The sequence below is a fragment of the Oerskovia sp. NPDC060287 genome (genome assembly GCF_042726775.1).
GTDB classification, from domain to species: domain Bacteria; phylum Actinomycetota; class Actinomycetes; order Actinomycetales; family Cellulomonadaceae; genus Oerskovia; species Oerskovia merdavium.
This window is the reverse complement of sequence record NZ_JBHXBO010000036.1, coordinates 1-24,222: the sequence shown is the minus strand read 5'-3', so window position 1 is coordinate 24,222 and position 24,222 is coordinate 1. Positions and strand designations below refer to the sequence as shown.

Genomic DNA, 24,222 nt, shown 5'->3' with positions numbered 1-24,222 from the left:
CGCCGTGGCGGGCACCGAGCACCGAGCACGTCACGCGCCCGACGACGGAGCGTCGGGCCCGACCGAGACGTCGCCGCGGTCCGCGGACCCGGCCGAGGACGCCTCGGGCACCGTCACCGCCGGTGCCGAGGCACCGCTCGGCGCCCGGTCCGCGTCTCCCGACCCGGCCGCCGCGCGACCCTCGGCGCGCGCCTTGGCGAGCAGCGCCTCGAGGCGCTGCTTCTTGCGCTTGCGGTTGTCACGCAGGCCGATCACCAGGACGGCCGCCGCCGCGAGGAGGAGGATCTGGACCCACGGGATCGCCCAGGTCGTCACGGTGACCGTGACGGGCTCGAGCGGAGCCTCGACCGGGACGTCGACGGCCCCACCCGTGCTGACCGGCGCGGGCGTCACGGTGATCTCGGTCGTCACGGGCCCGACGGGCCAGATACCTGCCACGGCCAGCGCGGTCGAACGCGAGGTCCCCGGGATCAGCTCCTCGACGCCCTCGGTCCCCCGGTCGATCACGGTGTCACCGATGCCGAACGGGCCGGTCACGTGCGCCTGCTGCTCGGCGCCGACACGGAGGTTCCCGTCGTTGGTCACGTCGTACGCGACCCGCACGGAACCGGGGGCGAACGGGTTCCACGACGGCTCGTACGTCGCCCGGACGTCCGTGAGCGCGAGCGAGGGAGCGACCTCACCGGGCACACGGAGGTTGACGCGGACACCTACCCGGCTCTCGACACCGACACCCGGTCCCGCTGCGGTGGACGCCGAGGTGATGGTCGCGACGATGCCGGCCGGGTGGTCTCCCGGGGTCGCGCCCTCAGGGACCGTGATGGTGAACGGCACGACCACGGTCTCGCCCGCAGGCACGTCCACGGTCGGCTGGACCTCGAACCACCCGCCCGAGTCCTGGGGCTCCTGGTCCGAGGTGCGGATGTCGAACTTGCCCATGGGCGTGAAGAGTCCGTCGTTGGCGACCATGGTGAACGTCACCGGGCTCGCCCCGTGGTTCGACACGGCCACCTGGTCCTGGATCTGCTCTCCCGGCTCGGCGACGAAGTCGAAGATCCGCCGCTTGTCCGGTCCGTCGGACGTCGCCGTCGTGACCGAGAACCTGATCTCGCCCGGGTCCTTCGCGTCAGCGTGCGAGACGCCGGTCCCGCCGGCCAGCGCCAGCAACAGGGCACCCAACCCCAGGACGCTCCTGCGGAACCGACCCGCTCCACGACCTGTCGCGGACGTCGCGACACCACCAGACACCTTCTGCACCACCTTGCTCACCGCGACTTCCGATCATCCTCGAACGGTCTACCTGCTCCGGAGACGGTACAGGGCCGACGGAGAACCGCCGGCCCTGTGTCGTCACCGTCCGTGACACTGATCGCGTGAAGCGGTCAGCTCTCCATGAGCGTCAGCGTCAGCGTCGACGCGTACGCACCGGAGGGGGTGCTCTTCGGCACGGTCAGGTTGAGCCCGGCCTTGACGCCGAACGTCTGGCCGTTGGCCTCGGCGGACGAACCGGACGAGACCAGGAGGTCACCGACCTGGACACCGCCCGTGAGCCAGTCGCCACCGGGACCCTCGGTGTCCGGCACCTCCTGGAGCTCACCGGCGATCGGCTGACCCGGGGTGACGTTGAAGTCGCCGGGGATGGGGTTGGTCAGCTCGGGGACCCAGCCGAGGTTGGCGGAGTCGATCTCCGGCAGGCCGGCGGCCACGAAGTTGCTCACCTGGCCGCTGACGTTCCAGGCCGCGTCGGCACCCACGTCGTTGCGGTCGTCGGAGACGCTGACGCCGTCGAGGGTGCCCGTGAACTCACGGTTGCCCGCTGCCCAGATGTCGTCGCTGGTGGACTCGTTCAGCGTGACGGAGGGGTTGGCGACCGTGAGCGTGAGCGCTCCGACCGGGGTGACCGAGACCTGGATCTGAACGTCCTCGTCCTGGTTCACGTCGGCCGCAGCCGACGAAGCCATCGCGATGGTCCCGAGCAGCATCGCGCTGAGCGCTCCGCCAGCGATCCACTGCTTCCTTGCACGTGCATTCATGTAAGTCTCCGTCGTTGGAGGGTGTCGGACCGGATCACCATAGCGGCGAACCGGCGGTTTTGGCAGCCCCCAGTCAAAAGTCGCACCTTTCGTTAAGAAAGTTAACGATCATGTTAGCGCTAACTCAATCATGTTCACTCGCCCGACACCTTTTCGTAGGAAGGCAGGGTGGATCACCAAGCTCGCGCACTGGACTCTGCACGCACGATGATGCCATCAGACCAGAGCTGCGTCACCCAGCTGATGAGAACCGGGCGAGATCGTGCCGCCAGCCGGACCCTCGCCGTGCGCCCGTCGGGTGTGCCGGCCTCGACGATCTCGACCTCGTCCAGCCCTGCGAGCATGGCGGGGTGGGCGATCAGGAACGACCGGACCGACGACTCGACGTCCGCGTCGCTCAGGACCAGGACAGCACCCTCGACCGGGTCGGCCAGGCCACCCTGGTAGACGCTCTCCGCCGGCATCGCGTCGGCGGCGTCCAGCGCCGAGGCGTCCGCCAGGTCGAACAGCTGCTTGCGGTCCAGGTGGACCCCCGTCGCGGAGACCACGACAGCCACCAGGACGAGCGCGAACGCGACGAACATGCTGGTGAGGAGCATGATCTGACCACTCTCACGCTCTCGGTCGTGCGCGTCCCAAGGGCCAGCAACGGCATCGCTGCGTGTCACGATCGATCCCCGGCATACCTGTCGACCGGTGAGGTGTGCACGGCCTGGACGGGAACGGACAGCGGGACCCATGACCGGATACCCGCGGGGACGAAGGGGAGGGCGACGTCATATCGCACGACCGTCACGACCTCGCTCCCCGGGGCGAGGCAGGGGTCGGTGGAACAGGCGAGCTCGAGCACGTCCGCCGGCAGGACGTCCTCGAAGCCCTGGTCGGAGAGCGCCAACGAGGTGGCCACCTCGGCACGCGCCTGCCCTTCGGCCACCGAGTCCGCGGTCACGAACGCGCGAGCGGACTCCTTCGCAGCCCCCTCGACAGCGAAGGTTGCCGCCTGGATGCGACCGAGGGTCAGCGCCAGGTACAGGACGGGAAGAATCAGGACAAGTGCCACACCGAGGAACTCGACCTGCGCGTTGCCGGTGTCGGCCCTCCGCCGGCCCCCTGCGGGAGCACAGAAATTCACCCGGTCGAGGCGCGCGGACCGCGCGTCGGCCCGCCGGCCGACGACCTCCCCGCACATCTCACCCCCGTGGGCCGGCGACGACCGGCGCCTCACGGCTCCTCCACCAGGGCGTGGCCGCTCACCGTCAGCGTGCCCGCCGGACCGAGGAGGCCGACCACCGGGAACGGTGCCGTCACGGTCACCTCCACGACCGGCAGCCCCCCGAGCTCGACCTCGCGTGCCGTCACATCTTGCGCGAACCGGTCGGAGAGCGCCGCATCGATCAGCTGCTGGGTGCGTTCGACGCCGTCCGCCGGCGTGCGGTCCGCCCGCCCCGCGAGGCGCGCCCCCTCGGCCGCGCTGTCGATCACGACAGCGCGCACGTGGAGCGCGAGCACCACCTGGACGACGCCGAGGAGAAGTGCCACCACGAGGACCGAGACCAGCACGAAGTCGACGACGGCAGAACCGTCCTCCACCCCTCGTACCACCCTCGGGTTGGCGTCTCGGCCCATCTCAGGGACCGCTGACGCTGCTGATCGCGTCGCTGAAAGTACTCGTGAGCGCGGGTCCTGCCACCGCCCAGAGGGCGACGACGAGCCCGGCCGTCATGAGGGTCACCAGAACCCATCCCGGGACGTCACCCCGTTCCGCGCCTCGGCCCCCGGCACGGCGCACCAGTCTGCTCGTCCAGTCCTTCACCTGCTGTGGCACGGCTGCTCCTCGCTCGTTCTCTTCTCGGTTCCTGTCCTGGACGGGCGTCCAGGACGAGTGTTCAAGTCGACAGCACCTTCGATCGGCGCGGCCGGTGCGACCAGATTCGGCATGCCGCACCTCGAGCGCCGGGCAGGGGGCCCGGAGCGGGAGGCTCCCGGGATCCGTACTCCCGGTCGGCCACGGTCAGAGGCCGATCTGCAGGGTCACGATCGACGGATAGACGGCGAAGACGACGGTGACCGGAAGGATGAGGAAGACGACGGGAATCATCATGAGGACCTCCTTGCGCCCACCGGACTCCATGAGCGCCCGCCTTCCCGCTTCGCGTACGTCCTGGGCCTGAGCCCGGAGGACCTCGGCCAGCGGAGTACCTCGCTCGACGGCCACGGCCACACCCTCGGCGAAACGGGTCAGGCTCGCGAGCGTCGTCCTGTCGGCCAGGTCCTCGAGCGCGCGGGACAAGGGAGCCCCGGACCGGACGGCTGAGAGCGTCGCCGCAAGCTCGACGGAGAGCTCGCCGTGCGCGCTGGCCGCAACCCTCTCCATCGCAGCGACCGGCCCCTCCCCAGCCCCGACGGACAGGGCGAGCAGCTCGGCGATCGTCGGGAACTCGCTGAGCATCCGCTCCTCGCGCCGAGCGATCCGGCGAGTGAGCATCTGGTCGCAGGCCAGCAGCCCACCGACCCCGCAGAGAAGCACCAGCAGGAGGAGCACGACGGGCGACGACCCTCGCGTGGCCGCGAGAAGGAGCGCGAAGACCAGCCCGCCGGCAAGGCCGAGAGCGCCCCACACGACCTGGCGGGCTCGGAACTGGTCCACGCTCTCCCGCGAACCGGCCCGGTCGAGACGACGACGCACCTCGGTCCGGGAGGAGCCGAAGCGCTCGAGCAGCCGGCCCGCCGCCGCGATCCTCAGCCCGAGGACGTTGTCGCCCGTGAAGAGCCGACTCGCCGCCGACGTCTCCGTCAGCAGGCCCGAGGTCGCGCCGTGGAGCCTCAGGTACGGGCCGACCCGCTCGTCGAGCCGGACCCGCCGCGCCCGGAGTCGAGAGACGATCACCAGGGCTCCCCACCCGAACAGGGCGCCTGCCATCGCCCCGGTCCACAGGAGCCCGGAACCTGCCGCCCCGCTCACCGCAGCACCCGCGCTTCCTCGGGAAGTCGGCCGATCCATCGCATGAGCCGGTAGGCCACGAGCGAGCACACGGCCCCTCCCCCGAGGACCGCAACCCCCTGCAACGAGTTGTAGGCCTGCGCGGTCTCGGGTCGGGTCGCCAGCAGGGCCAGGACGACCCAGGGGCCGGCCACCGCGAGCCGCGCACCGCTGACGGTCCACGACTGCCGTGCCTCGAGCTCTCCACGTGTCCTCGCGTCCTCCCGCAGGAAGAGGGCGAGCGTACGCAGGAGCCTTCCGAGATCCGTCCCACCGACCTCCCGGGTCATGCGCAGCGCTTCGACGATCCGGTCCGCGACCGGGTCTGCGAGCCGCACCTTGAGCGCGTCCAGACAGTCGCCGAACCGGCCGGACGCCCGGAAGTCCCGGGCGAACTGCGCGAACGGCTCCCTCAGCTCGACAGGACCCCGCTCTCCGAGCTGCCCCACCGCCTCGGGGAGGGAGAGGCCCGCACGGACGCCCGACGCCAGGTGGTCGACCGCCTCCGGCCACACGTCCCGCAGCTCCGTCCGTCGCCTTCGAGCCCGGGAACGCACCATGGTGACCGGGGCCAGCGCCGCGAACAACGCGAAGCACACGGCGATCGGCAGGGCACGCGTCACGGCGAACCCGACGAGGAGGACGAAGAGCCCGGACCCCACGCTCCCGACGACGAGTGCCCGCGGCGAGACCCTCGCAAGCCCCGCTTGCACCAGGACGTCCTGGGTACGGGCGGACCAGCCGTCCGTCCTCCGGGGCGCACGTGAGCGCGGCTCCCACCAGGAGGACCACAGGCAGACGATCCCCGCGCCCAGCAACAGACCGACGACGACCCCCACGTCAGCCCTGCCCCGCACCTTGCGCCGACATGAGCGCCACCAGGTCGACGCCCGCGCGCGCGAAGCGGTCCTCGGCCGGCGGAAACCCGTCACCGCGGACCAGCCGACCACCGGACCGGTGGAACAGGTCCGAGACCTCGACGACCCCTTGCTCCACGCGTCCCGTCACCCCCACGATCTCGCGGACCTCACGCCGGCCGTCAACGGTCACCCCGAGGTGCACGACGACGTCCACGGCGCCCGCGACCGTGGGTACCACGAAGCGGTCCGACACGTTCTCACCGGCGAGCAGGGGCAGCGTGCACATCTTCGAGATCGCTTCTCTCGCCGAGTTCGCATGAATCGTGCACATCCCAGGAACGCCCGCGTTCAGGGCGATCAGCAGGTCGAAGCTCTCCGCCTCGCGCACCTCCCCGATCACGATGCGGTCGGGACGCATGCGCAGGGCCTCCTTGACGAGCCTGCGCAGCGGGATCTCACCGGTCCCCTCGAGGCTCGGCTGACGGCACTGCATCGAGACGATGTCCCGCACCGCGAACCGCAGCTCGAACACCTCCTCGCACGTGACGACCCGGTCCTGGGACGGGATCGAACCGGCGAGAGCGTTGAGCATGGTCGTCTTGCCCGCCTGGGTCGCCCCTGCGACGAGGAGGTTGAGGCCCGCCTGGACCGCGGCATGAAGGAACGCCGCTGCGTGCGGGGTCAGTGACCCCAGCCGCACCAGGTGGTCCAGGTGCGAAGCGCGCACGACGTGCTTGCGGATGTTCACCGCGAGGTGCTCGCGGGTCACGTCCGGGATCACCACGTGGAGACGTTCCCCGCCCGGCAGCGCGGCGTCGACGAACGGGCTCGAGAGGTCGAGACGCCGGCCGGAGGACTTGAGCATCTGCTCGACGAGGTCGCGTACCTGCGTCGAGGTCAGGATGGTCGAGGTGAGCTCGGCGTTCCCGCCCCGGGCGACGAACACCTTGGCGGGCGAATTGATCCAGATCTCCTCGACCTCCGGGTCGTCGAGGTACTTCTGGAGCGGGCCGAGGCCGGCGACGGCGTCGAGGACCGCACGCACCGCCCCCTGCGCGTCGGCGAGCGCGGGCACGACACCGAGCGCGGTCCGGGAGTCGTAGTCGGCCAGCGCATCGGCGACGAGGCGGTCGATCCCGTCCTTGTCCCGCACCGGGTCCACGCCACGTCGGCGGATCAGCTCGCGCACCTCAGTCTCGAGGATCGTCACACCGCTGGTGCTCATGTCGTCGTCACGCCCCCTTGCGTCCCCCTGCACGCCCCCCGCGCAGCCAGCGGCCCCGACGTCGCAGGGCGGCTGAGCGCCGACACTAGGGCACATCGCCCCAGCTGCGCACGCGCCCTGTGGACGGCAGGTCAGGACCGGCGGGATTCCGCGCCTCGACCACCCCGGACTGTCCGGAATGTGGTCACCGTCACGTTCGCTCCGCCTGATCGCACCGGATCGCGCCAGGTCACGCTCGTCGGCGTCCCGCCACGCTCGCTCGGGCGCCCGGAGCCCACCCGGCGCCCCGGCGCCGCGACGCGCCGACGCCTCACGGCGGCAGCACCAGCGCGCACCCGGCGCCGCCCGGCTTAGGGTCGTGGTCATGTCGACGCCCCACCCCGCAGCCTCGGACCCCCCGCAGCACCCCCGGTCCTCGCCCCAGGTCCCGGGCCGCTGGCGTGCGGCCGCGGCCGCCACGGGTCTCCTGCGCGCCGACGGCACGGTCGCGTCGACGATCTTCGCCGAGATGACGAACCTCGCGGCACGCACGGGCGCGATCAACCTGGGCCAGGGCTTCCCGGACGTCGACGGTCCGCACGCGATCAAGCAGGCCGCGATCCGCGCGATCGAGGACGGGCACAACCAGTACCCGCCGGGAACGGGCATCCCCGAGCTGCGCCGGGCCGTCGCGGACCACCAGCGCCGCCACTACGGCCTGGACCTGGACCCGGACACCGAGGTCCTGGTCACCACGGGGGCCACTGAGGCGCTCGCAGCCACCGTCCTGGCCCTCGCGGGGCCGGGCGACGAGGTCGTGACCCTGGAGCCCTTCTACGACTCCCACGCGGCCGTCGTCGCGCTCGCGGGGGCCACGCACGTGACCGTGCCGCTCCACCCGACCCCGGACGGCTTCCGCCTCGACCCTGCCCAGGTGCGTGCCGCCGTCGGGCCGCGGACCCGGCTGGTCCTCGTCAACACGCCGCACAACCCGACCGGGACGGTCCTGACCCGCACCGAGCTGCAGGTCGTCGCGGACGCGGCCCGCTCCGTGGGGGCGATCGTGGTGACCGACGAGGTCTACGAGCACCTCGTGTTCGACGACGCCGAGCACGTGCCCGTCGCGACCCTGCCGGGCATGGCCGACCACACGATCACCATCTCCTCGGCGGGCAAGACCTTCTCGTTCACGGGCTGGAAGATCGGGTGGCTGCACGGCCCGGCACACCTCGTGGAGGCCGTGCGGACCGTCAAGCAGTTCCTGACGTACACGTCGGGGGCACCGTTCCAGCCCGCGATCGCCCAGGCGCTCGCCGACGACGAGGCGCCGCGCGCCCTGGCCGCGTCGCTCGCGACCCGGCGGGACCTGCTGTGCGAGGGGCTCGTGGCGGCGGGGTTCGAGGTCGTCGTCCCCCGTGGGACGTACTTCGTGGTCGCGGACGGCGCCCCGCTGGGCTTCGACGACGGTGTCGAGCTGTGCCGCCGGCTCCCGGACCTCGCGGGCGTCGTGGGCGTGCCCGTGAGCGCGTTCTGCCGTGCGCCGGGCGCGCCGGGTGACGTCCCGGACAGCCCGACGACGGCGCGCGCCCTGGCCTCGCGCGTCCGCTTCACGTTCGTCAAGCGGGAGGACGTGCTCCGCGACGCGGTCGGTCGCCTCAGAGCGCTGCGCGACGGTCGCTAGACGCGCGACCCGCCCCCCTCGCGCGAGTGCCCCGAGCGGCGGCTCCCCGCGTGCGAGGTGTCAGCAGACGCCCGGCAACCGCTCCTCGACCACGGGAGGCGTGACCGGAGGAGCGACCTCGCCGGTGCCGGCCCCGGTGCCAGGGTCTGTCCCCGCCGCGGGGTCCGTCCCGGCCGCGGGGTCCGTGCCCTGGACCGCACCCGTGTCCGGCACCACGTCGGTGGGTGCAGGGGTCTCGTGCCCGGGAGGCGGTGCGTCGGCGGACATGCGGTCCCAGATCGCCTGGGCGTCCTTGGTCCACACGACACGGTTCTTGTCGGTGGGTGCCTCGACGACGGGCAGCTCGGTGAAGACGATCTCGTTCATGTCGAGATCCTTGAGCGAGAAGGCGAGACCGGCCAGAGAGTCGAGGCCCGCGAGCTCCGGGTTGGCGCTGATCGAGGAGAGCACAGCCTTGATGAGGGCGTAGAGCTGCGGGGTGTCGGTGATGATGTTCTTGGACAGGAGCTCACGCATCATCGAGTCCAGGAAGGCTTGCTGCCGGGCGATCCGGGCGAGGTCGCTCCCCATCTCGAGCCCCATGCCGGTGCCCTTGCGCGCACGCAGGAAGCTGATGGCCGTCCGCCCGTCGAGCACCTGCTCGCCTGCGGCGATGTTGAGGTCGCGCGAGTGCGGGCCCCCGACGACCGGCTCGGGGAAGCACATGCGTACTCCTCCGAGAGCGTCGACGACGCCGATGACGCCGGTCATCTTGACCACGACGTGGTCGGTGATCGTCAACCCGGTCAGCTCCTGCACGGTCGTGATCGTGCATGCCGCCGCGCCCACCATGTCGTCGACCCCGCCCGACCCGATCTCGAAGGCCGAGTTGAACATCGCGTCGTTCTGCTTGCGCGTGGTGCGGCCGTCCGAGAGGTTGCACGCCGGGATGTCGACGAGCGAGTCGCGCGGGATGGAGACGACCTCCATGCGCGTCCGGTCTCCGGAGACGTGCACCACGAACGTCGTGTCGGAACGCATGCCGTCCTCGGCCCCTGCGAGCTCTGCGTTCTCCTCGTCGCGGTAGTCGGTACCCATGACGAGGATGTTGAGAGCCTGACCCGCGTACGGGTCGTTCGGGTCGGCCGGCGGCTCAGGGGTGGAAGGCCCCTTGACGAGTGCCGACACGTCGCTCACTGTCACCGCGCTCTGGAAGTCGGCGTACATCGCGGCCGCGGCCGTCCCGGCGAAAGCCAGGCATCCGGTCGTGACCATTCCGACGACGCGAAGCGCCTTGTGCGTGCGCTGGGTGCGCGCGTGATGAGGGCCGCTCTTCGGGGCGGACTTCGGGCTGGGCATGGGAAGAGCCTAGAGGTACGGGAAGGGTGCGGCCTTCGCGCCGTGCAAAGGAAGTGTGAAGTGTCCCGTCGCCGCGGGGCGCAGGTCGGCCCCTCGACCGTCAGGTCGGCAGGTGCCAACCGCCCTTGCGGAAGGCCGGGGTGGCCAGCCCGAGCACCAGCAGGGAGGCCACCACCGCGGCGAGCATGACCGAGCTCATGGCCACCTCGTCGCCGCCGAGGACGCCCACGAGGGGGCTCACGAGGCCCGCGACGCCGGCCTGGAACGCCCCGATGACGGCTGCTGCGGTGCCCGCCCGCTCGCCGTGACGGGTCAGCGCCAGGGCAGACGCGTTGGCGGGGATGAGGCCCTGGAGCGAGAGCGTGAGCCAGAGCGCGACGAGGAGACCGATCAGCCCGCCCGCCCCGGTGAGCGCGACCACGAGCAGCCCCGCCGCGAACACCGACTGGAGGACGAGGGCCGTGCGCAGGATCCGGATGGGGGCGACCCTGCGCACGAGCGAGGCGTTCACCTGCGCGGAGATCACGAGACCGATCCCGTTGACCGCGAACAGCGCCGCGAACTGTCCGTGCGTGAGCCCGTAGCCCTCCTGGAGCACGAACGGGGACCCGACGACGTAGCTCATGAGGACCGCCTGGCCGAGCCCCGGGAGGACCGCGAGCGCGAGGAAGTGGCGGTCGCGCAGCAACGTCGCGTACCCGCGGAAGACGCTGCCCACTCCTCCGGTCTGGCGACGCTCGGTCTCGAGCGTCTCGGGCATGAAGCGCAGGACGATCAGGGCGAGGACCGCTCCGAGCACCGCGAGGACCCAGAACACCCAGCGCCACGTCCCGTGCGCGGCGATCAGCGAACCGAACGTGGGCGCCAGGAGCGGTGCGAGCCCGATCACGAGCATGAGGCGCGACAGGATGCGGGCCGCGTCCGACCCGGTGAACCGGTCGCGGATCACGGCGATCGAGACGACCTGCGCCGAGGCGTTGAAGAAGCCCTGGAGCACGCGCAGCGTGATGAGCCATCCGATGCCCGGCACGACGGCACAGAGGATCGAGGTGACGACGTGGAGCGCGAGGCCGATCACCACGGGCGCGCGTCGGCCGTAGCGATCGGAGAGCGGTCCGACCACGAGCTGCCCGACGGCGCCGCCGAGGAGCATCCCCGCGAGGGTGAGCTGAGCCAGCGCAGGGCTCGCGTCGAGATCCGTGGCGACGTCGGGCAGGAGGGGCAGGTACATGTCGACCGTGAAGGCCGGGAGCGCCGCGAGCGCGCCGAGCAGGAGGACCCACTTGACCGTGGAGCGGCCCGACCTGCGTGCGGGGGTGCTACGGACGGCGCCCGTGGAGGGCGCTTGCTGGGTCGGGGCGTTTCCTGCCGGCGGGTTGCTCACGGGAGCCAATCATAACGATTCGATGATTGCCCCGAGCCATCAGCGGTGGGTACGGCGTGCGGAGTACGACACAGTGCTGCACCGCGCGGCTCCCCGTCCACGCGCCCACCCCGGCCGGCCGGGGCTGCCGCTGCGGTCAGCGCCCCGCCACGAGCCACGTCGCCCCGAGGGACGCGAGGGCGAGGAGCGGGAAGATCCACGTGACGCTCGCCGAGAGGAGCCGCTCGCCCGCGCCCTTCCCGACACGCTCCTCGTCGACGGCGCCGGCCGTCGGGACGGGCGAGAGGATCGGGTCCTCGAGCGTGCCCCGACGGGCCTGGACCAGGCTCCACGCGGTCCCCCCGACGAGCACGAGCGCCCCCGCGACGGCCACGGGCCACGCCGGGAGCGTCACGAGCACGCCGTCCAGCAGGACCGCACCCACGGCGACCGCCGCCACGAGCCCCGTCAGCACGACGACGGACACGACGGGCCGGCCCAGCACGGACCGGAGCACCGCCGAGCTGTGCCGGTAGAAGAGCATGATCGCGACCTCGAACGCCACGAGCAGGGCGAGCATCCCGAACGTCACCTCGACGCCCGGGTCCGCCCCGCCCTCACGGCGCGCCAGGACGATCGAGGAGACACCCCAGCCGAGGACGAGCAGCCCCACGAACTGGGTGCCGACCGGCCCGAGGACCTGGACGGCATCCCAGCGCCCCTCGCGCTGCGGGGGCAGGCCGAGGCTGCGCGCGTAGGCCACAGGGTCTCCGAACGCGTCTGCGGCCGACTCCCCGCTCTCGACGCAGTGCGACTCGACCTCCGCGAGCGCGGCGCCGAGCGAGCCCCCCGCCACGTCGAGGAGCCTCAGCTCGATCACGAAGGCCTCTGCCCACCTCTCGTCGACGTGCGGCGCGAGCCGTCGTTCGATCTCGTAGCGCGCAGCGGTCCGCTCCTCGCTCGTGCGGGTCATCGGGTCTCCTCGGTCTGGGTGGACGGGCGGACGGGCCCGTCGTCGGGGCCGTCCGCCTGCACGCCCCCGACGAGGTCGCGGGTCGTGCGGGTGAACGCGTCCCACAGCGTGGCGCGATGGGCGAGCTCGTCATGCCCCGCAGGGGTCAGGTCGTAGTACTTGCGCCCGGGTCCACCGTCGCCTGCCCGCCACTCGACCGTCACGAGCCCCCCGGCCTCGAGGCGTCCCAGCAGGGGATAGAGCGTGCCGCCCTTGATGGCGCCGAGCCCGGCGTCGGCGAGGCGCGCGGCGATCGCGTACCCGTAGGTGGGGCCGGCGGCGAGGATGCGCAGCACGCACACGTCCAGGACGCCGCGCAGCCACTCGCTGGGCCAGGTGTTCTCGGGCATGACTAGATAGTGTCGCGAACTAGTCAGGCTGTCAATCTAGTTGTCGCAGCATGCCCGACGACGCCGCTCCCCCCTCCCCGTGCGCTGCGGCAGCGCCGCGTGGGTGGCCCGAGGCATCCTGGAAGACATGTGCGGACGCTATGCCTCCTTCCGGGACGCCCAGGACCTGGCCGACGAGTTCGCGATCGCCGACCTCGCCGACGACGCGCGCCTCCTGCCGCCCTCCTGGAACGTCGCCCCGACAGACCCCGTGCGGATCGTGGTCGAGCGCGCGGCCAAGGACACAGGAGAGGTCCGCCGGTCGCTGCGGGTGGCCCGCTGGGGCCTCGTGCCGAGCTGGGCCAAGGACCCGGGCGTCGGTGCACGCATGATCAACGCGCGCGCGGAGTCCTTGCTGGACAAGCCCGCCTTCGCCAAGCCGTTCGCGGCCCGGCGCTGCCTGGTTCCCGCCGACGGCTACTACGAGTGGCGCCGGATCGAGACTCCCCCGGCCCCCGGATCGACAGCCCGCAAGCCCAAGGTCAGCAAGCAGCCGTTCTTCATCCACCCCGACGGGTCGGCGGTCGCGGCGTTCGCGGGGCTCTACGAGTTCTGGCGCGACCGGACCAAGGCGGACGACGATCCCGCACGCTGGCTCGTGTCGACCACCATCGTGACGACCGCCGCCGCCCCCGCGCTCGCGTCGATCCACGACCGCATGCCGCTGTCGCTCGCCCCGGACCTGTGGGACGCGTGGCTCGACCCTGCCGTCGGCAAGGACGAGGCCGCGGGCCTGCTGGTCGCCCCCGAGGTGCGCATGACGGCGCAGGAGGTCGCGCCGCTGGTCAACAGCGTGGCCAACAACGGCCCAGAGCTGGTCCTCGCGGTCTGAGGCCGGGCCTCGGCCCCGCGACGCCGGGCCCGCACGGCCCCATGGTCGGTCCGTCGAGCCGCAGCGGCCGGAGTGCCGGTCAGCCCTTGTACGCCCACTGCAGGCGCACGGGCTCGATCACTCCCAGGCCATGGACCTCACGCTCGGGCTGGGCCGTCAGCGCGAACCGCGAGTCCCGCGAGAGCAGGGCGGCCGTCTCGCGGTCGATGAGCACGGTCGCGGGCTCGGCGATCTCGGTGAGCCGCGACGCGAGGTTGACCGACGGTCCGAACACGTCGCCGAAGCGCGAGAGCACCCGGCCCCAGACGAGGCTGACCCGTACGGGCGGGACCTCGATCCCCTCGCCGGCCCGCTCGCCCTCCTCGGCGAGGCCGAGCGCCACCTTGGCCCCCGTCGCGACGTCGTCGGCGACGTACAGGACCGCGTCCCCGATGGTCTTGACGACGCGGCCGCCGGCCGCCGTGATGACGTCGCGCGCCCGGGTCTCGAAGAGCTGCACGAACTCGGCGAGCTCGCTCGACCCGAGCCCGGCCGTGCGCTTGGTGAACGAGACGATGTCGGCGAACCCGACCGCCCGCGGGAGCGGCAGCTCCTGGGAGTCGGTGACGTCACCCGCGCGGGCCTCGGAGAACTCGACCGCGAACCGCGCCGCCACGGCCGCGAGCTGGCGGCGCCACGCGTGGCTCAGCTGGGTCTCCAGCACGGGCGCGAGGTCCGGGAGCCGGTCGAGCACGAGCAGCCGGGCGCTCGTGTCGTCGAGGTCGAACCGCTTGGTCATGTGCTCGACGAGCGCCTCGACCTGCCAGAGCACGAGCCGTTCGGTCGTGTGGCCCATCGACCGGATGAGGGTCGTCAACGACCGGTCGTCGAACTGCTCGCGCTCGGCGACCGAGTAGATCTGCTCGAGGGCGACCGCGTCGTCCTCGGTGAACATCTGCTCCTGCTCCTCGGTGATCGGGAGCCCGAGCGCCTGCCAGTACGAGCGCACCTGCTTCTCGGTGAGCCCGGCCCGCTCCGCGAGCCCCTCGACCGTGAGGGCGCGGGGCCCGCCCAGGAGGGCCGCGTCGACGTCGGCCTCGACCGTCGCCCGCTCGGGGACGACGGGGCTCTCCGCTCGACTCTCCTCGGCTGCCTTCGTCGTCTCGGTGGTCTCTTCGGCTGCCTCAGGGATGTCGTGCGTCACAGACAGATCCTAGTTCAGTACGGCCCCAGGCCCTGGCCCGCTCACCCCGCTTGCGCACCGACGGGGCCTCCGGCGGGGCCCGCGGGGGCTGCTCCACCGGTCCCCGAGCCGGCCGCGTCCCCCGACCCCGCACGCAGGTGGTGCACGTCGCCGCTGTGCAGCGAACGGGTCGTCCCGTCCCCCTCACGGACCAGCAGCGACCCGTCGGGCCCGAACCCGAACGCCTCGCCGATCACCTGCCCACCCCCCGTGAGCTCGACCCGCACGTGCGCGCCGAGCGTGGCGCTCACCTCGACGCACTCCGCGACGAGCCCCGCAGCCTCGGCGTCGCCTCCCGCGTCCTGCCAGCGGCCGAGCGTCTGCGCGAACGACTCCTCGAGCGCCGTCAGCAGGACCTCACGGTCCGTCGTGGCAGCCCCCACCAGGGCGAGCGAGGTGGCCGAGGCGACCGGGAGCTCGCCCTCGCTCTGCAGGACGTTGAGCCCGACGCCCACGATCGCTCCGCCGTCGGGCAGGAGCTCGCACAGGATGCCCGCGACCTTGCGGCGCGTCCCCCAGCCCTCGACCTCCTCCGCTGCCCCGCGGCCTCCGTCGGCCGCCGCGCCCGGCGCCGGGACGAGCACGTCGTTGGGCCACTTGACCACGGCCTCGACGCCCGCGGTCGCGCGCAGGCACCGGACCGTCGCGAGGCCCGCGAGCAGCGGCAGCCAGCTCAGGCGCTCGCGCGGCACGTCGGGCCGGACCAGGAGCGAACCCGTCAGCGCGGTCCGCGCGGGCGTCTCCCAGGTGCGCCCCGCACGGCCCCGCCCACCGACCTGGTGCTCGGCCACGAGCAGCGCGGGTGCAGGCCACGCCTGGGGGTCCTGGGCCACGGCCGCGGCCAGCTCGGTGTTGGTCGAGACGGACTCCTCGACGACCTCGAGGCGCTCGAGCGGGCCGTGCGGGACGACGAGCAGGTCCCGCAGGAAGTCGGGGCGCAGCGCAGGGTGGTCGGCAGTCGTCATGCCCCCATCATGCACGGACGCGCCCGGAGCACGGCAGCACCACCCGCGCGACGAGGGGGCGTCTCGCACGACCACGGGCACCGCGCCGCAACGGTTTGTGGGAACCCTCCAACGCCGACGCGGACGCCGGTGCGATCCCCCGCACCCGCTTGGTCCCACCCACCAACTAGGCTCGTCTGCGTGAACGAACCTGTCGCCGGCACCACCCCGGCCCCCACCGGTCAGCTCATCGGCACCGCAGCGAAGCTCGCCGACCTCGACCGTCGGCGCGCCGAGGCGTCCGTCGCACCCGAGGAGGCGGCCCGCGCCAAGCAGCACGCCCGGAACAAGAAGACGGCCCGCGAGCGCATCGAGACCCTGCTCGACGAGGGCAGCTTCGTCGAGCTCGACGCGTTCGCCAAGCACCGCTCGACCAACTTCGGGCTCGAGAAGAAGCGGCTCGCGGGCGACGGCGTGGTCGTGGGGTACGGGACCGTCGACGGTCGTCAGGTGTGCATCTACTCGCAGGACTTCACGGTCTTCGGCGGGAGCCTCGGCGAGGTGCACGGCCAGAAGATCACCAAGGTCCAGGACCTGGCCCTGCGCACGGGCGTCCCGCTCGTCGGGATCTCCGACGGCGGTGGCGCGCGTATCCAGGAAGGGGTCGCGGGGCTCACGCAGTTCGCCGAGATCTTCCGGCGCAACGTCGCGGCCTCGGGCGTCATCCCGCAGATCTCGCTCATCCTCGGCCCGAGCGCGGGCGGCGCGGTGTACTCCCCCGCCCTGACCGACTTCATCGTCATGGCCGACCAGACGTCGAACATGTTCATCACGGGCCCCGACGTGATCCGTGCGGTCACGGGCGAGGACGTGGGGTTCGAGGAGCTCGGCGGGGCACGCACCCACAACGAGCGCTCGGGCGTCGCGCACTACATGGGCACCGACGAGGACGACGCGATCGACTACGTGCGCCACCTCATCGGCTACCTGCCGCAGAACAACCTCTCGGACGCCGCCGGCTTCCCGCCCGAGGACACCGAGCTCGAGGTCACGGACGAGGACCTCGAGCTCGACACCCTGGTCCCCGACTCGGACTCGCAGCCGTACGACATGCGCACCGTGATCGAGCACGTCCTGGACGACGGCGACTTCCTCGAGGTGCAGCCGCTCTTCGCGAAGAACGTCCTGATCGGGTTCGGGCACGTCGAGGGCCAGTCGGTCGGCGTCGTGGCCAACCAGCCCCTCGCGATGGCCGGGACGCTCGACATCGACGCGGCCGAGAAGGCCGCGCGGTTCGTGCGCACGTGCGACGCGTTCAACATCCCCGTCCTGACCCTCGTGGACGTCCCGGGCTTCCTGCCGGGCGTCGACCAGGAGCACCAGGGCATCATCCGTCGCGGCGCCAAGCTCATCTACGCGTACGCCGAGGCCACGGTCCCGCTCGTCACGCTCATCACGCGCAAGGCGTACGGTGGCGCGTACATCGTCATGGGCTCCAAGCAGCTCGGCGCGGACGTGAACCTCGCGTGGCCCACCGCCCAGATCGCCGTGATGGGCGCCGGCGGCGCGGTCAACATCCTCCAGCGCAGCACCCTCAAGGCTGCGGCGGACGCAGGGCTGGACGTCGACGCCGAGCGGGCACGCCTGGTCGGCGAGTACGAGGAGGCCATCGTGAACCCCTGGGACGCGGCCGAGCGCGGCTACGTCGACGCGGTGATCCGTCCGTCGGAGACCCGCGTGCAGGTCGTGCGCGCGCTGCGCGCGCTGCGCACCAAGCGGGCGAGCCTGCCCCCCAAGAAGCACGGCAACATCCCGCTGTGACCGCGGGAACCCCAGCACCGCACGACGACGCGAACCACGAGACGAACCGCGAGGACGACATGCCCGACGAGCACACGAGCGACGGCCACGAGGGCCACGACCACCCCGACAACGGGCACGACAGCGTGTCGCACGGCGCCGAGCCGCTCGGCCCGGTCGACGAGGCGCCGCTGCACGCCGCGGTCGACGCCCTGGCCGCAGCCCTGCACGACTACATCGGCACCGCGGTGGGTGTGCGCTCCGAGTTCGGTGCGTCCGAGGCCGACGAGGACCCCCGTGTCCTTGCCCTCGAGGCGCGCATCAGCACGCTCAACGCCCAGGTCTACGACGCGCTGCACGGTTCGCTCGGCATGCACCCGGACCTCACCTCGCTCGTGTGGGCCTCGGACGAGGAGCTCGGCGCGGGCGGCGACGCGGACGCGCCCCCGGCGCCCGAGGTCGCCGAGCCCTTCTACCTGGGCTTCGTCGTGGGACCGGGCTCGACGCCCGACACCTCGCTCGACTCGGTCATCGACTTCCTCGACAACGCGGGCGAGCAGGTCGTCGCGGCCCTCGCCGAGGCCGGCTTCGACATCCCCGAGTGGGCCGCGTCGCGCGGCGAGGCCGCCGACTTCGAGGGGTACGGGGACGCGGCGGACGACCCGACGGACGGCAGCCTGTGAGCGGGACGCCCGAGGCGCCGTCGGGCCGTTCGCTGCGCGTCGTGCGCGGCGCGCCCGACGACATCGAGGTCGCGGCCCTCGTCGCGGGGCTCGCGGCGGCCGCAGCGGCCTCGCACGTGCCCGACGACGAGGCGCCCCTGTCCGAGTGGACCAACCGTGCGCGCGGTCTGCGCGGGACCGGGGCGGGCGCGACGGCCAAGAGCTTCGGCGGCCGCGCGGGTCGGCACAACGCCGACTCCTGGCGGTGGAGCCTGCAGTCATGAGCCAGACCACGACCGTCCTGGTCGAGCTCGCGGACGGCCCCGGGGCCGTCGAACGTCCGCTCACGGCCGACGGCAGCGGGCCCGCCGTGCCGCCGCTCCCGGCCCGCACCGGCTGGCGCCGGTGGGCGTGGATCGTCCCGACCGTCCCGACGGTCGCGCTCGTCGCCTACCAGCAGCTCGCCCCGTCGCAGGGCTGGCCCCTGCCGGCCGCGGTGCTGGGCGTCCTGACCGTCCTGCTCCTGCTCGTCGCGGTCCTCGCGCTCGCGCGGTACCTCGACGACCGCGAAGCGCAGCGCGAGACCCGCGCACGCGACGCCCTGCTCACGGCGGCCGAGCGCACCACGGGCTCGGTGCTCGTCGACGTCACGGCCGAGGCGGACCAGGTTCCCTCAGGATCCTCGCGCGAGCTGCCCGACGGCGCCACGCTCGTGAGCGGTCGGCTCACCTTCTCGGTCGACCACGTCCCCGTCCGGGCACCGTTCACGGTGCCCGTCCCCGCCATGACGGAGGGCCCCCGCTCGGGCGACCCCGTCGCGGTCTGGTACCCCCGGGGTACGCAAGGGCGGCCGGCCGTCGTGCTCGTGCGCTACCAGCGCGCCTGGGCGGACGACCTGCTCGCCGCGATGCACCCGGAGCGGGCCGGTGGTGGGACCGGCGTCTCCGGGGTCGGGACCGCCGACCCGGCGCCCGCCGGTGACGCCGAACCGTCCTCGGCGCCGACGAACCAGGACCTCCTCGATGCCCTCGGTCGGGCGGGCGCCGAGCACCCCCGCCTTGTCACCGAGCAGGTCGCGCCCACCGGGGCGTGGAGATCCGTGCGCGTCGAGCTCTCGCTCCCGGGCAGCACGCGGTCCGTCCTCGTCTTCGAGGACGCTGACGAGCTCGTGTACATCGGCCCGGACGGGGGCAGTGCGCAGTCGCTCGAGCTGACCGCCCCGTCGGCCGTGCTCGACCTGGCGGAACGACTCCTGCGCCAGGACTGATCATCCTCACGGACGACGACCCCTGCGGGTACCACGCAGTAACCTCTACCGGGTGACCTCACCCACCTCGCCGGCCGAGCCCGGCACCCCCACCGCCAGGACCCCCCGCACGCCCTCCGCGATCGACGCGATCGCCGACGCGTACGTGCTCACGGTCGCCGACCTGAACCCGCTCGCCGCCACGGCCATGGGCCTCACGGGCTACGACCACCGCATGACCGACCTGTCGCCCGCCGGGTACGAGGCCCTCGCGGCCGCGGACCGGGCCGTGCTGGCCGAGCTCGCGGACGCCGAGCCCGTCGACGACGTCGACCGGGTCACGCTCGCCGCGATGCGCGAGCGCGTCGGTCTCTCGCTCGAGCTGCACGAGGCCGGCGAGGACCTCGCGCTGCTCAACAACATCGCGTCCCCGCTGCAGGAGCTGCGCGACATCTTCGACATGATGCCCACGGGCACGGTCGAGGCGTGGGAGAACGTCGCGGCCCGTCTCGCGGCCCTGCCGGGAGCCATGGACGGGTACATCGCCTCGCTCACGGCCGGTGCCGCGCGCGGCAACGTCGCGGCGATCCGCCAGGTCCGCGAGGGCGTCAAGCAGGCCCGCGAGCTCGCGAACCCCGAGACGTCGTTCTTCGTCACGTTCGTCCGTGGCGAGGAGGCGTCGGCCGTGCTCGACGAGTCCGCGGCGTGCTCGCTCGTGCGCAAGGAGCTCGAGATCGGCGCGGCGGGTGCCGTGGCCGCCTACGGCAGGCTCGCCGACTTCCTGGAGGACGAGCTCGCACCCCAGGCCCCCACGGCCGACGGCGTGGGGCGCGAGCGCTACGCCCTCGCGTCGCGCAACTTCCTCGGCGCAGAGGTCGACCTCGAGGAGACCTACCAGTGGGGCCTCGAGGAGCTCGCGCGCGTCATCGCCGAGCAGGAGGCCGTCGCCGCCCAGATCGCCGGCCCGGGCGCCACGGTCGAGGAGGCCGTCGCGATCCTCGACGCGGACCCGAGCCGCAGGCTCGACGGCACGGACGCGCTGCGTGCGTGGATGCAGGAGACCTCGGACGCCGCGATCCAGGCCCTCGACGGCGTGCACTTCGACATCCCCACCCCGGTCCTGGACCTCGAGTGCATGATCGCCCCGACCCAGACCGGCGGGATCTACTACACGCCCCCGAGCGACGACTTCTCGCGCCCCGGGCGCATGTGGTGGTCCGTGCCGCCGGGCGTGACCGAGTTCAACACGTGGCGCGAGAAGACGACCGTCTACCACGAGGGCGTCCCGGGCCACCACCTGCAGTGCGGCCAGGCCGTCGCCGCGCGCGACACGCTCAACTCGTGGCGCCGCCTCGCGTGCTGGGTCTCGGGCCACGGCGAGGGCTGGGCCCTGTACGCCGAGCGCCTCATGGCCGACCTGGGCTACCTCGACGACCCGGGCGACCGGCTCGGGATGCTCGACGGCCAGCGCATGCGCGCGGCCCGCGTCGTGCTCGACATCGGCGTGCACCTCGGGCTCGACGCGCCCGAGGAGTGGCGCGGCGACTCCGAGGACCCGCGCTGGGACGCCGACAAGGCCTGGGAGTTCCTCAAGGCCAACGTCAACATGGACGAGTCGTTCGTGCGCTTCGAGCTCAACCGCTACCTCGGGTGGCCTGGGCAGGCCCCGTCCTACAAGGTCGGCCAGCGCCTGTGGGAGCAGACGCGCGACGCCGCCCGTGCGGCCGCGGAGGCCCGCGGTGAGGAGTTCGACGTCAAGGCGTTCCACGAGCGTGCCCTGAACCTGGGCTCGGTCGGCCTCGACGTGCTGCGCGGAGCCCTGCAGTGAGCGACACCAGCACCCCTGCACCCCGCCTGCTCCTGGCTTCGCAGTCCCCGGCCAGGCTCGCGACCCTGCGCTCGGCGGGCGTCACGCCCGAGGTCCGGGTCTCGGGGCTCGACGAGGACGCGGTCCTCGACGCCGCGACCGCACGGTTCGGTGCGCTCGACCCCGCCGACGCGGTGCTCGTCCTCGCCCAGGCGAAGGCCGAGGAGGTCGCCCAGGTGCTCACGCGCGAGGCGCGCGAGCGTGACGAGGCGAGCGACGCCGTCGGGCCCGAGGAGAGCGCACCGATCGTGGTCGGCTGCGACTCGATGCTCGAGCTCGCGGGCGAGGTGTACGGCAAGCCGAAGGACGCCGACGAGGCGACCGCCCGGTGGCGCGCGATGCGCGGCCGGTCCGGCGTGCTGCACACCGGGCACTGGCTCGTCGACCTGCGCGACCCGCAGGACGGCGGCAGCGGGGCGACGCTCGGCGCGACCAGCTCGACGACGATCCACTTCGCCGACGTGACCGACGCCGAGATCGCCGCGTACGTCGCGACGGGCGAGCCGCTCGCGGTCGCCGGCGCGTTCACGGTCGACGGCCTGGGCGGGGCGTTCGTCGAGAGCATCGAGGGCGACCACCACGGCGTGGTCGGCATCAGCCTGCCGCTCGTGCGCGAGCTGCTCGGCGAGATCGACGTGGCCTGGACCGACCTCTGGGCGTGAGCCGATGACGGCCCGCCTGCTCCGCTGCGCCGCGCCTTCGGGCGCCGGGCGGCAGAGCGGGCGGGCCGTCGGCTTGTCGAGGCCGCACAACGCAGGCCGACCCCGGGGCGGTTCGTCCCGCCGACCATGGAGGGTTCCTACAAACGACCCCGGTGTGCCTTGGCCTGATCTCCAATCTTGTCCGGTACCGGTGGTCGGAGCGTGAACCGAGGGCGCCCGACGCGTTACCGTGAGCCGTGCCCGTGAACTCAACGAACCCCGCGACCAGCCTGCCCAGACGACTGTCGAAGGTTCTCATCGCCAACCGCGGGGAGATCGCGGTCCGCATCGCCCGCGCCTGCGCCGACGCCTCGATCGCGTCGGTCGCCGTGTACGCGGACTCCGACCGCGAGGCCCTGCACGTGCGCCTCGCCGACGAGGCGTACGCGCTCGACGGCGCGCGCGCCGCCGACACCTACCTCGACGTCGCCAAGCTGCTCGACGTCGCACGCCGTGCGGGCGCCGACGCGGTGCACCCGGGCTACGGCTTCCTCGCCGAGAACGCCGGGTTCGCCCAGGCCGTGATCGACGCGGGCCTCGTCTGGATCGGCCCGCCCCCCTCCGCGATCGACGCGCTCGGCGACAAGGTGAGCGCCCGGCACATCGCGCACCGTGCGGGCGCTCCCCTGGTCCCCGGCACCCCGGACCCTGTCGCCGACGCGACCGAGGTCCACGCGTTCGCCGCCGAGCACGGCCTGCCGATCGCGATCAAGGCGGCCTTCGGCGGCGGCGGGCGCGGGCTCAAGGTCGCGCGCACGGTCGACGAGATCGACGAGATGTTCGACTCCGCGGTCCGCGAGGCCACCGCGGCGTTCGGTCGCGGCGAGTGCTTCGTCGAGCGGTACCTGGACACCCCGCGCCACGTCGAGACCCAGTGCCTGGCCGACGAGCACGGCACGGTCGTGGTCGTCTCGACGCGCGACTGCTCGCTCCAGCGCCGCCACCAGAAGCTCGTCGAGGAGGCCCCCGCGCCGTTCCTGACCGACGAGCAGCAGGCCGAGCTCTACAAGGCCTCCGAGGCGATCCTGCGCGAGGCCGGGTACGTCGGCGCCGGGACCTGCGAGTTCCTCGTGGGCGCCGACGGCACCATCTCGTTCCTCGAGGTCAACACGCGCCTGCAGGTCGAGCACCCGGTCTCCGAGGAGGTCACGGGCATCGACCTGGTGCGCGAGCAGCTGCGCATCGCGGCGGGAGAGCCGCTCGGCTACTCGCAGGTGGCCACGCGCGGGCACTCGCTCGAGTTCCGCATCAACGGCGAGGACCCGGCCGCGAACTTCCTGCCGGCCCCGGGCCGTATCACGCGCCTGCACTTCCCCAGCGGACCGGGCGTGCGCGTCGACAGCGGCGTGAGCGAGGGCGACGTCATCTCCGGCGCGTTCGACTCGATGATCGCCAAGGTCATCGTGACCGGTGCCACGCGACTCGAGGCCGTCCAGCGAGCACGTCGCGCGCTGCGCGAGATGGTCGTCGAGGGCATCCCGACGGTCGTCCCGTTCCACCGCGCCGTGCTGGACTCCGAGGACTTCGTCCCCGCCGACGACTCGGCGTTCCGCGTGCACACGCGCTGGATCGAGACGACGTTCGCCGACGAGCTGACCAAGCTCGCGCCCGCCACGCCCGCCCAGACTCCTGCCGAGGAGGACGAAGCGCCCGCGACCGAGCGGGTGGTCGTCGAGGTCGGCGGCAAGCGCCTCGAGGTCGTCCTCCCCGCGGGGCTCGGCATGGCGGCGGGCCGCGCCCGCTCGGCCAACGCGGCCCGGCGCCCCGCGCGTCGCTCGGCGACCAAGGCGGGCTCGAGCAACGGCACGACGCTGGCCTCGCCCATGCAGGGCACGATCGTCAAGGTCGCGGTCTCCGAGGGCGCCGTGGTCGCCGAGGGCGACCTCATCGTGGTGCTCGAGGCCATGAAGATGGAGCAGCCCCTCGTCGCGCACCGTGCGGGCCGCGTCACGGGCCTGACCGCCGGGGTCGGCGCGAGCGTGAGCTCGGGCACCTCGATCTGCGAGATCACCGACGTCGCCGAGGCGTCCGCCTGACGCTTCTTCGCTGAGACGCCGACGGGGTTCGGCCGGCACGCTCCGAAGAGCG

At 72.7% G+C, this 24,222-nt stretch carries 24 protein-coding genes; 9 read left to right on the top strand and 15 right to left on the bottom strand.

The genetic code is table 11. From position 1 onward, the window contains the following. Positions 1 to 30 precede the first annotated feature (30 nt). The 9 genes from ACFWFR_RS05320 to ACFWFR_RS05280 form a co-directional block, all read right to left on the bottom strand. Positions 31 to 1,179 carry a WxL protein peptidoglycan domain-containing protein gene (locus ACFWFR_RS05320; RefSeq protein ID WP_377621678.1) on the bottom strand — a complete coding sequence of 383 codons (1,149 nt, stop codon included), beginning with the start codon at positions 1,177 to 1,179 and terminating at the stop codon, positions 31 to 33. A gap of 203 nt (positions 1,180 to 1,382) precedes the next feature. Next, on the bottom strand, positions 1,383 to 2,033 hold the full coding sequence (locus tag ACFWFR_RS05315) for a hypothetical protein (RefSeq protein WP_139107718.1): 651 nt from the start codon (positions 2,031 to 2,033) through the stop codon (positions 1,383 to 1,385). Positions 2,034 to 2,206: 173 nt separating this feature from the next. Continuing rightward, positions 2,207 to 2,632, bottom strand: coding sequence for a hypothetical protein (locus tag ACFWFR_RS05310; protein WP_377621676.1), 426 nt, complete (start codon positions 2,630 to 2,632; stop codon positions 2,207 to 2,209). Positions 2,633 to 2,697: 65 nt separating this feature from the next. Next, the gene (locus ACFWFR_RS05305; RefSeq protein WP_377621674.1) at positions 2,698 to 3,093 is read right to left on the bottom strand and encodes a pilus assembly protein; all 396 of its coding nucleotides are present in this window, start codon (positions 3,091 to 3,093) and stop codon (positions 2,698 to 2,700) included. A 161-nt stretch (positions 3,094 to 3,254) separates the two neighbouring features. Next, positions 3,255 to 3,623 carry a TadE/TadG family type IV pilus assembly protein gene (locus ACFWFR_RS05300; RefSeq protein WP_377621673.1) on the bottom strand — a complete coding sequence of 123 codons (369 nt, stop codon included), beginning with the start codon at positions 3,621 to 3,623 and terminating at the stop codon, positions 3,255 to 3,257. 37 nt (positions 3,624 to 3,660) lie between these two features. Further along, the gene (locus tag ACFWFR_RS05295) at positions 3,661 to 3,846 is read right to left on the bottom strand and encodes a hypothetical protein (protein WP_191803837.1); all 186 of its coding nucleotides are present in this window, start codon (positions 3,844 to 3,846) and stop codon (positions 3,661 to 3,663) included. 198 nt (positions 3,847 to 4,044) lie between these two features. Then, on the bottom strand, positions 4,045 to 4,953 hold the full coding sequence (locus ACFWFR_RS05290) for a type II secretion system F family protein (protein WP_225220314.1): 909 nt from the start codon (positions 4,951 to 4,953) through the stop codon (positions 4,045 to 4,047). A 38-nt stretch (positions 4,954 to 4,991) separates the two neighbouring features. Then, positions 4,992 to 5,852, bottom strand: coding sequence for a type II secretion system F family protein (locus tag ACFWFR_RS05285; RefSeq protein WP_377621671.1), 861 nt, complete (start codon positions 5,850 to 5,852; stop codon positions 4,992 to 4,994). A gap of 1 nt (position 5,853) precedes the next feature. After that, the gene (locus ACFWFR_RS05280; RefSeq protein WP_377621670.1) at positions 5,854 to 7,098 is read right to left on the bottom strand and encodes a CpaF family protein; all 1,245 of its coding nucleotides are present in this window, start codon (positions 7,096 to 7,098) and stop codon (positions 5,854 to 5,856) included. A 364-nt stretch (positions 7,099 to 7,462) separates the two neighbouring features. Between ACFWFR_RS05280 and ACFWFR_RS05275 the strand changes: the two genes are divergently transcribed. Beyond that, entirely contained in the window at positions 7,463 to 8,758 is a 1,296-nt protein-coding gene (locus tag ACFWFR_RS05275) for a pyridoxal phosphate-dependent aminotransferase (RefSeq protein WP_377621668.1), read from the top strand. Positions 8,759 to 8,818: 60 nt separating this feature from the next. Here ACFWFR_RS05275 and ACFWFR_RS05270 read toward each other — a convergent pair whose 3' ends face one another. From ACFWFR_RS05270 to ACFWFR_RS05255, 4 genes are all read right to left on the bottom strand, one after another. Next, positions 8,819 to 10,096, bottom strand: a complete 1,278-nt coding sequence (locus tag ACFWFR_RS05270; RefSeq protein ID WP_377621666.1) for an LCP family protein — start codon at positions 10,094 to 10,096, stop codon at positions 8,819 to 8,821. A 100-nt stretch (positions 10,097 to 10,196) separates the two neighbouring features. After that, on the bottom strand, positions 10,197 to 11,480 hold the full coding sequence (locus ACFWFR_RS05265; RefSeq protein WP_191803650.1) for a multidrug effflux MFS transporter: 1,284 nt from the start codon (positions 11,478 to 11,480) through the stop codon (positions 10,197 to 10,199). A gap of 136 nt (positions 11,481 to 11,616) precedes the next feature. Continuing rightward, positions 11,617 to 12,432, bottom strand: coding sequence for a hypothetical protein (locus tag ACFWFR_RS05260; RefSeq protein ID WP_377621664.1), 816 nt, complete (start codon positions 12,430 to 12,432; stop codon positions 11,617 to 11,619). Beyond that, positions 12,429 to 12,821 (bottom strand): PadR family transcriptional regulator, encoded by a 393-nt coding sequence (locus ACFWFR_RS05255; RefSeq protein ID WP_377621662.1) that lies wholly within the window; start codon positions 12,819 to 12,821, stop codon positions 12,429 to 12,431. The genes ACFWFR_RS05260 and ACFWFR_RS05255 overlap by 4 nt, the downstream gene beginning before the upstream one ends. A 127-nt stretch (positions 12,822 to 12,948) precedes the next feature. Here ACFWFR_RS05255 and ACFWFR_RS05250 point away from each other — a divergent pair, with 127 nt between their 5' ends. Continuing rightward, entirely contained in the window at positions 12,949 to 13,692 is a 744-nt protein-coding gene (locus ACFWFR_RS05250) for an SOS response-associated peptidase (protein WP_377617576.1), read from the top strand. Between the two features lie 79 nt (positions 13,693 to 13,771). Here ACFWFR_RS05250 and ACFWFR_RS05245 read toward each other — a convergent pair whose 3' ends face one another. Further along, complete coding sequence (locus ACFWFR_RS05245; RefSeq protein ID WP_377617574.1) at positions 13,772 to 14,875, bottom strand: adenylate/guanylate cyclase domain-containing protein; 1,104 nt, start codon at positions 14,873 to 14,875, stop codon at positions 13,772 to 13,774. Between the two features lie 41 nt (positions 14,876 to 14,916). Then, positions 14,917 to 15,879, bottom strand: coding sequence for a biotin--[acetyl-CoA-carboxylase] ligase (locus ACFWFR_RS05240; protein WP_377621660.1), 963 nt, complete (start codon positions 15,877 to 15,879; stop codon positions 14,917 to 14,919). Positions 15,880 to 16,059: 180 nt separating this feature from the next. Between ACFWFR_RS05240 and ACFWFR_RS05235 the strand changes: the two genes are divergently transcribed. From ACFWFR_RS05235 to ACFWFR_RS05205, 7 genes are all read left to right on the top strand, one after another. After that, positions 16,060 to 17,679 (top strand): acyl-CoA carboxylase subunit beta, encoded by a 1,620-nt coding sequence (locus ACFWFR_RS05235; protein ID WP_377621658.1) that lies wholly within the window; start codon positions 16,060 to 16,062, stop codon positions 17,677 to 17,679. Then, positions 17,676 to 18,341 (top strand): hypothetical protein, encoded by a 666-nt coding sequence (locus ACFWFR_RS05230; protein ID WP_318244525.1) that lies wholly within the window; start codon positions 17,676 to 17,678, stop codon positions 18,339 to 18,341. The genes ACFWFR_RS05235 and ACFWFR_RS05230 overlap by 4 nt, the downstream gene beginning before the upstream one ends. Then, positions 18,338 to 18,604 (top strand): acyl-CoA carboxylase epsilon subunit, encoded by a 267-nt coding sequence (locus ACFWFR_RS05225; protein ID WP_318244526.1) that lies wholly within the window; start codon positions 18,338 to 18,340, stop codon positions 18,602 to 18,604. Before ACFWFR_RS05230 ends, ACFWFR_RS05225 begins: the two co-directional genes overlap by 4 nt. Further along, complete coding sequence (locus ACFWFR_RS05220) at positions 18,601 to 19,587, top strand: hypothetical protein (RefSeq protein WP_377621656.1); 987 nt, start codon at positions 18,601 to 18,603, stop codon at positions 19,585 to 19,587. The genes ACFWFR_RS05225 and ACFWFR_RS05220 overlap by 4 nt, the downstream gene beginning before the upstream one ends. Positions 19,588 to 19,639: 52 nt before the next feature. After that, the gene (locus ACFWFR_RS05215) at positions 19,640 to 21,394 is read left to right on the top strand and encodes a DUF885 domain-containing protein (RefSeq protein ID WP_191803663.1); all 1,755 of its coding nucleotides are present in this window, start codon (positions 19,640 to 19,642) and stop codon (positions 21,392 to 21,394) included. Next, positions 21,391 to 22,095 carry a nucleoside triphosphate pyrophosphatase gene (locus ACFWFR_RS05210; RefSeq protein ID WP_191803665.1) on the top strand — a complete coding sequence of 235 codons (705 nt, stop codon included), beginning with the start codon at positions 21,391 to 21,393 and terminating at the stop codon, positions 22,093 to 22,095. Before ACFWFR_RS05215 ends, ACFWFR_RS05210 begins: the two co-directional genes overlap by 4 nt. 236 nt (positions 22,096 to 22,331) lie before the next feature. After that, complete coding sequence (locus tag ACFWFR_RS05205) at positions 22,332 to 24,170, top strand: acetyl/propionyl/methylcrotonyl-CoA carboxylase subunit alpha (protein ID WP_377621654.1); 1,839 nt, start codon at positions 22,332 to 22,334, stop codon at positions 24,168 to 24,170. Positions 24,171 to 24,222: the final 52 nt, after the last annotated feature.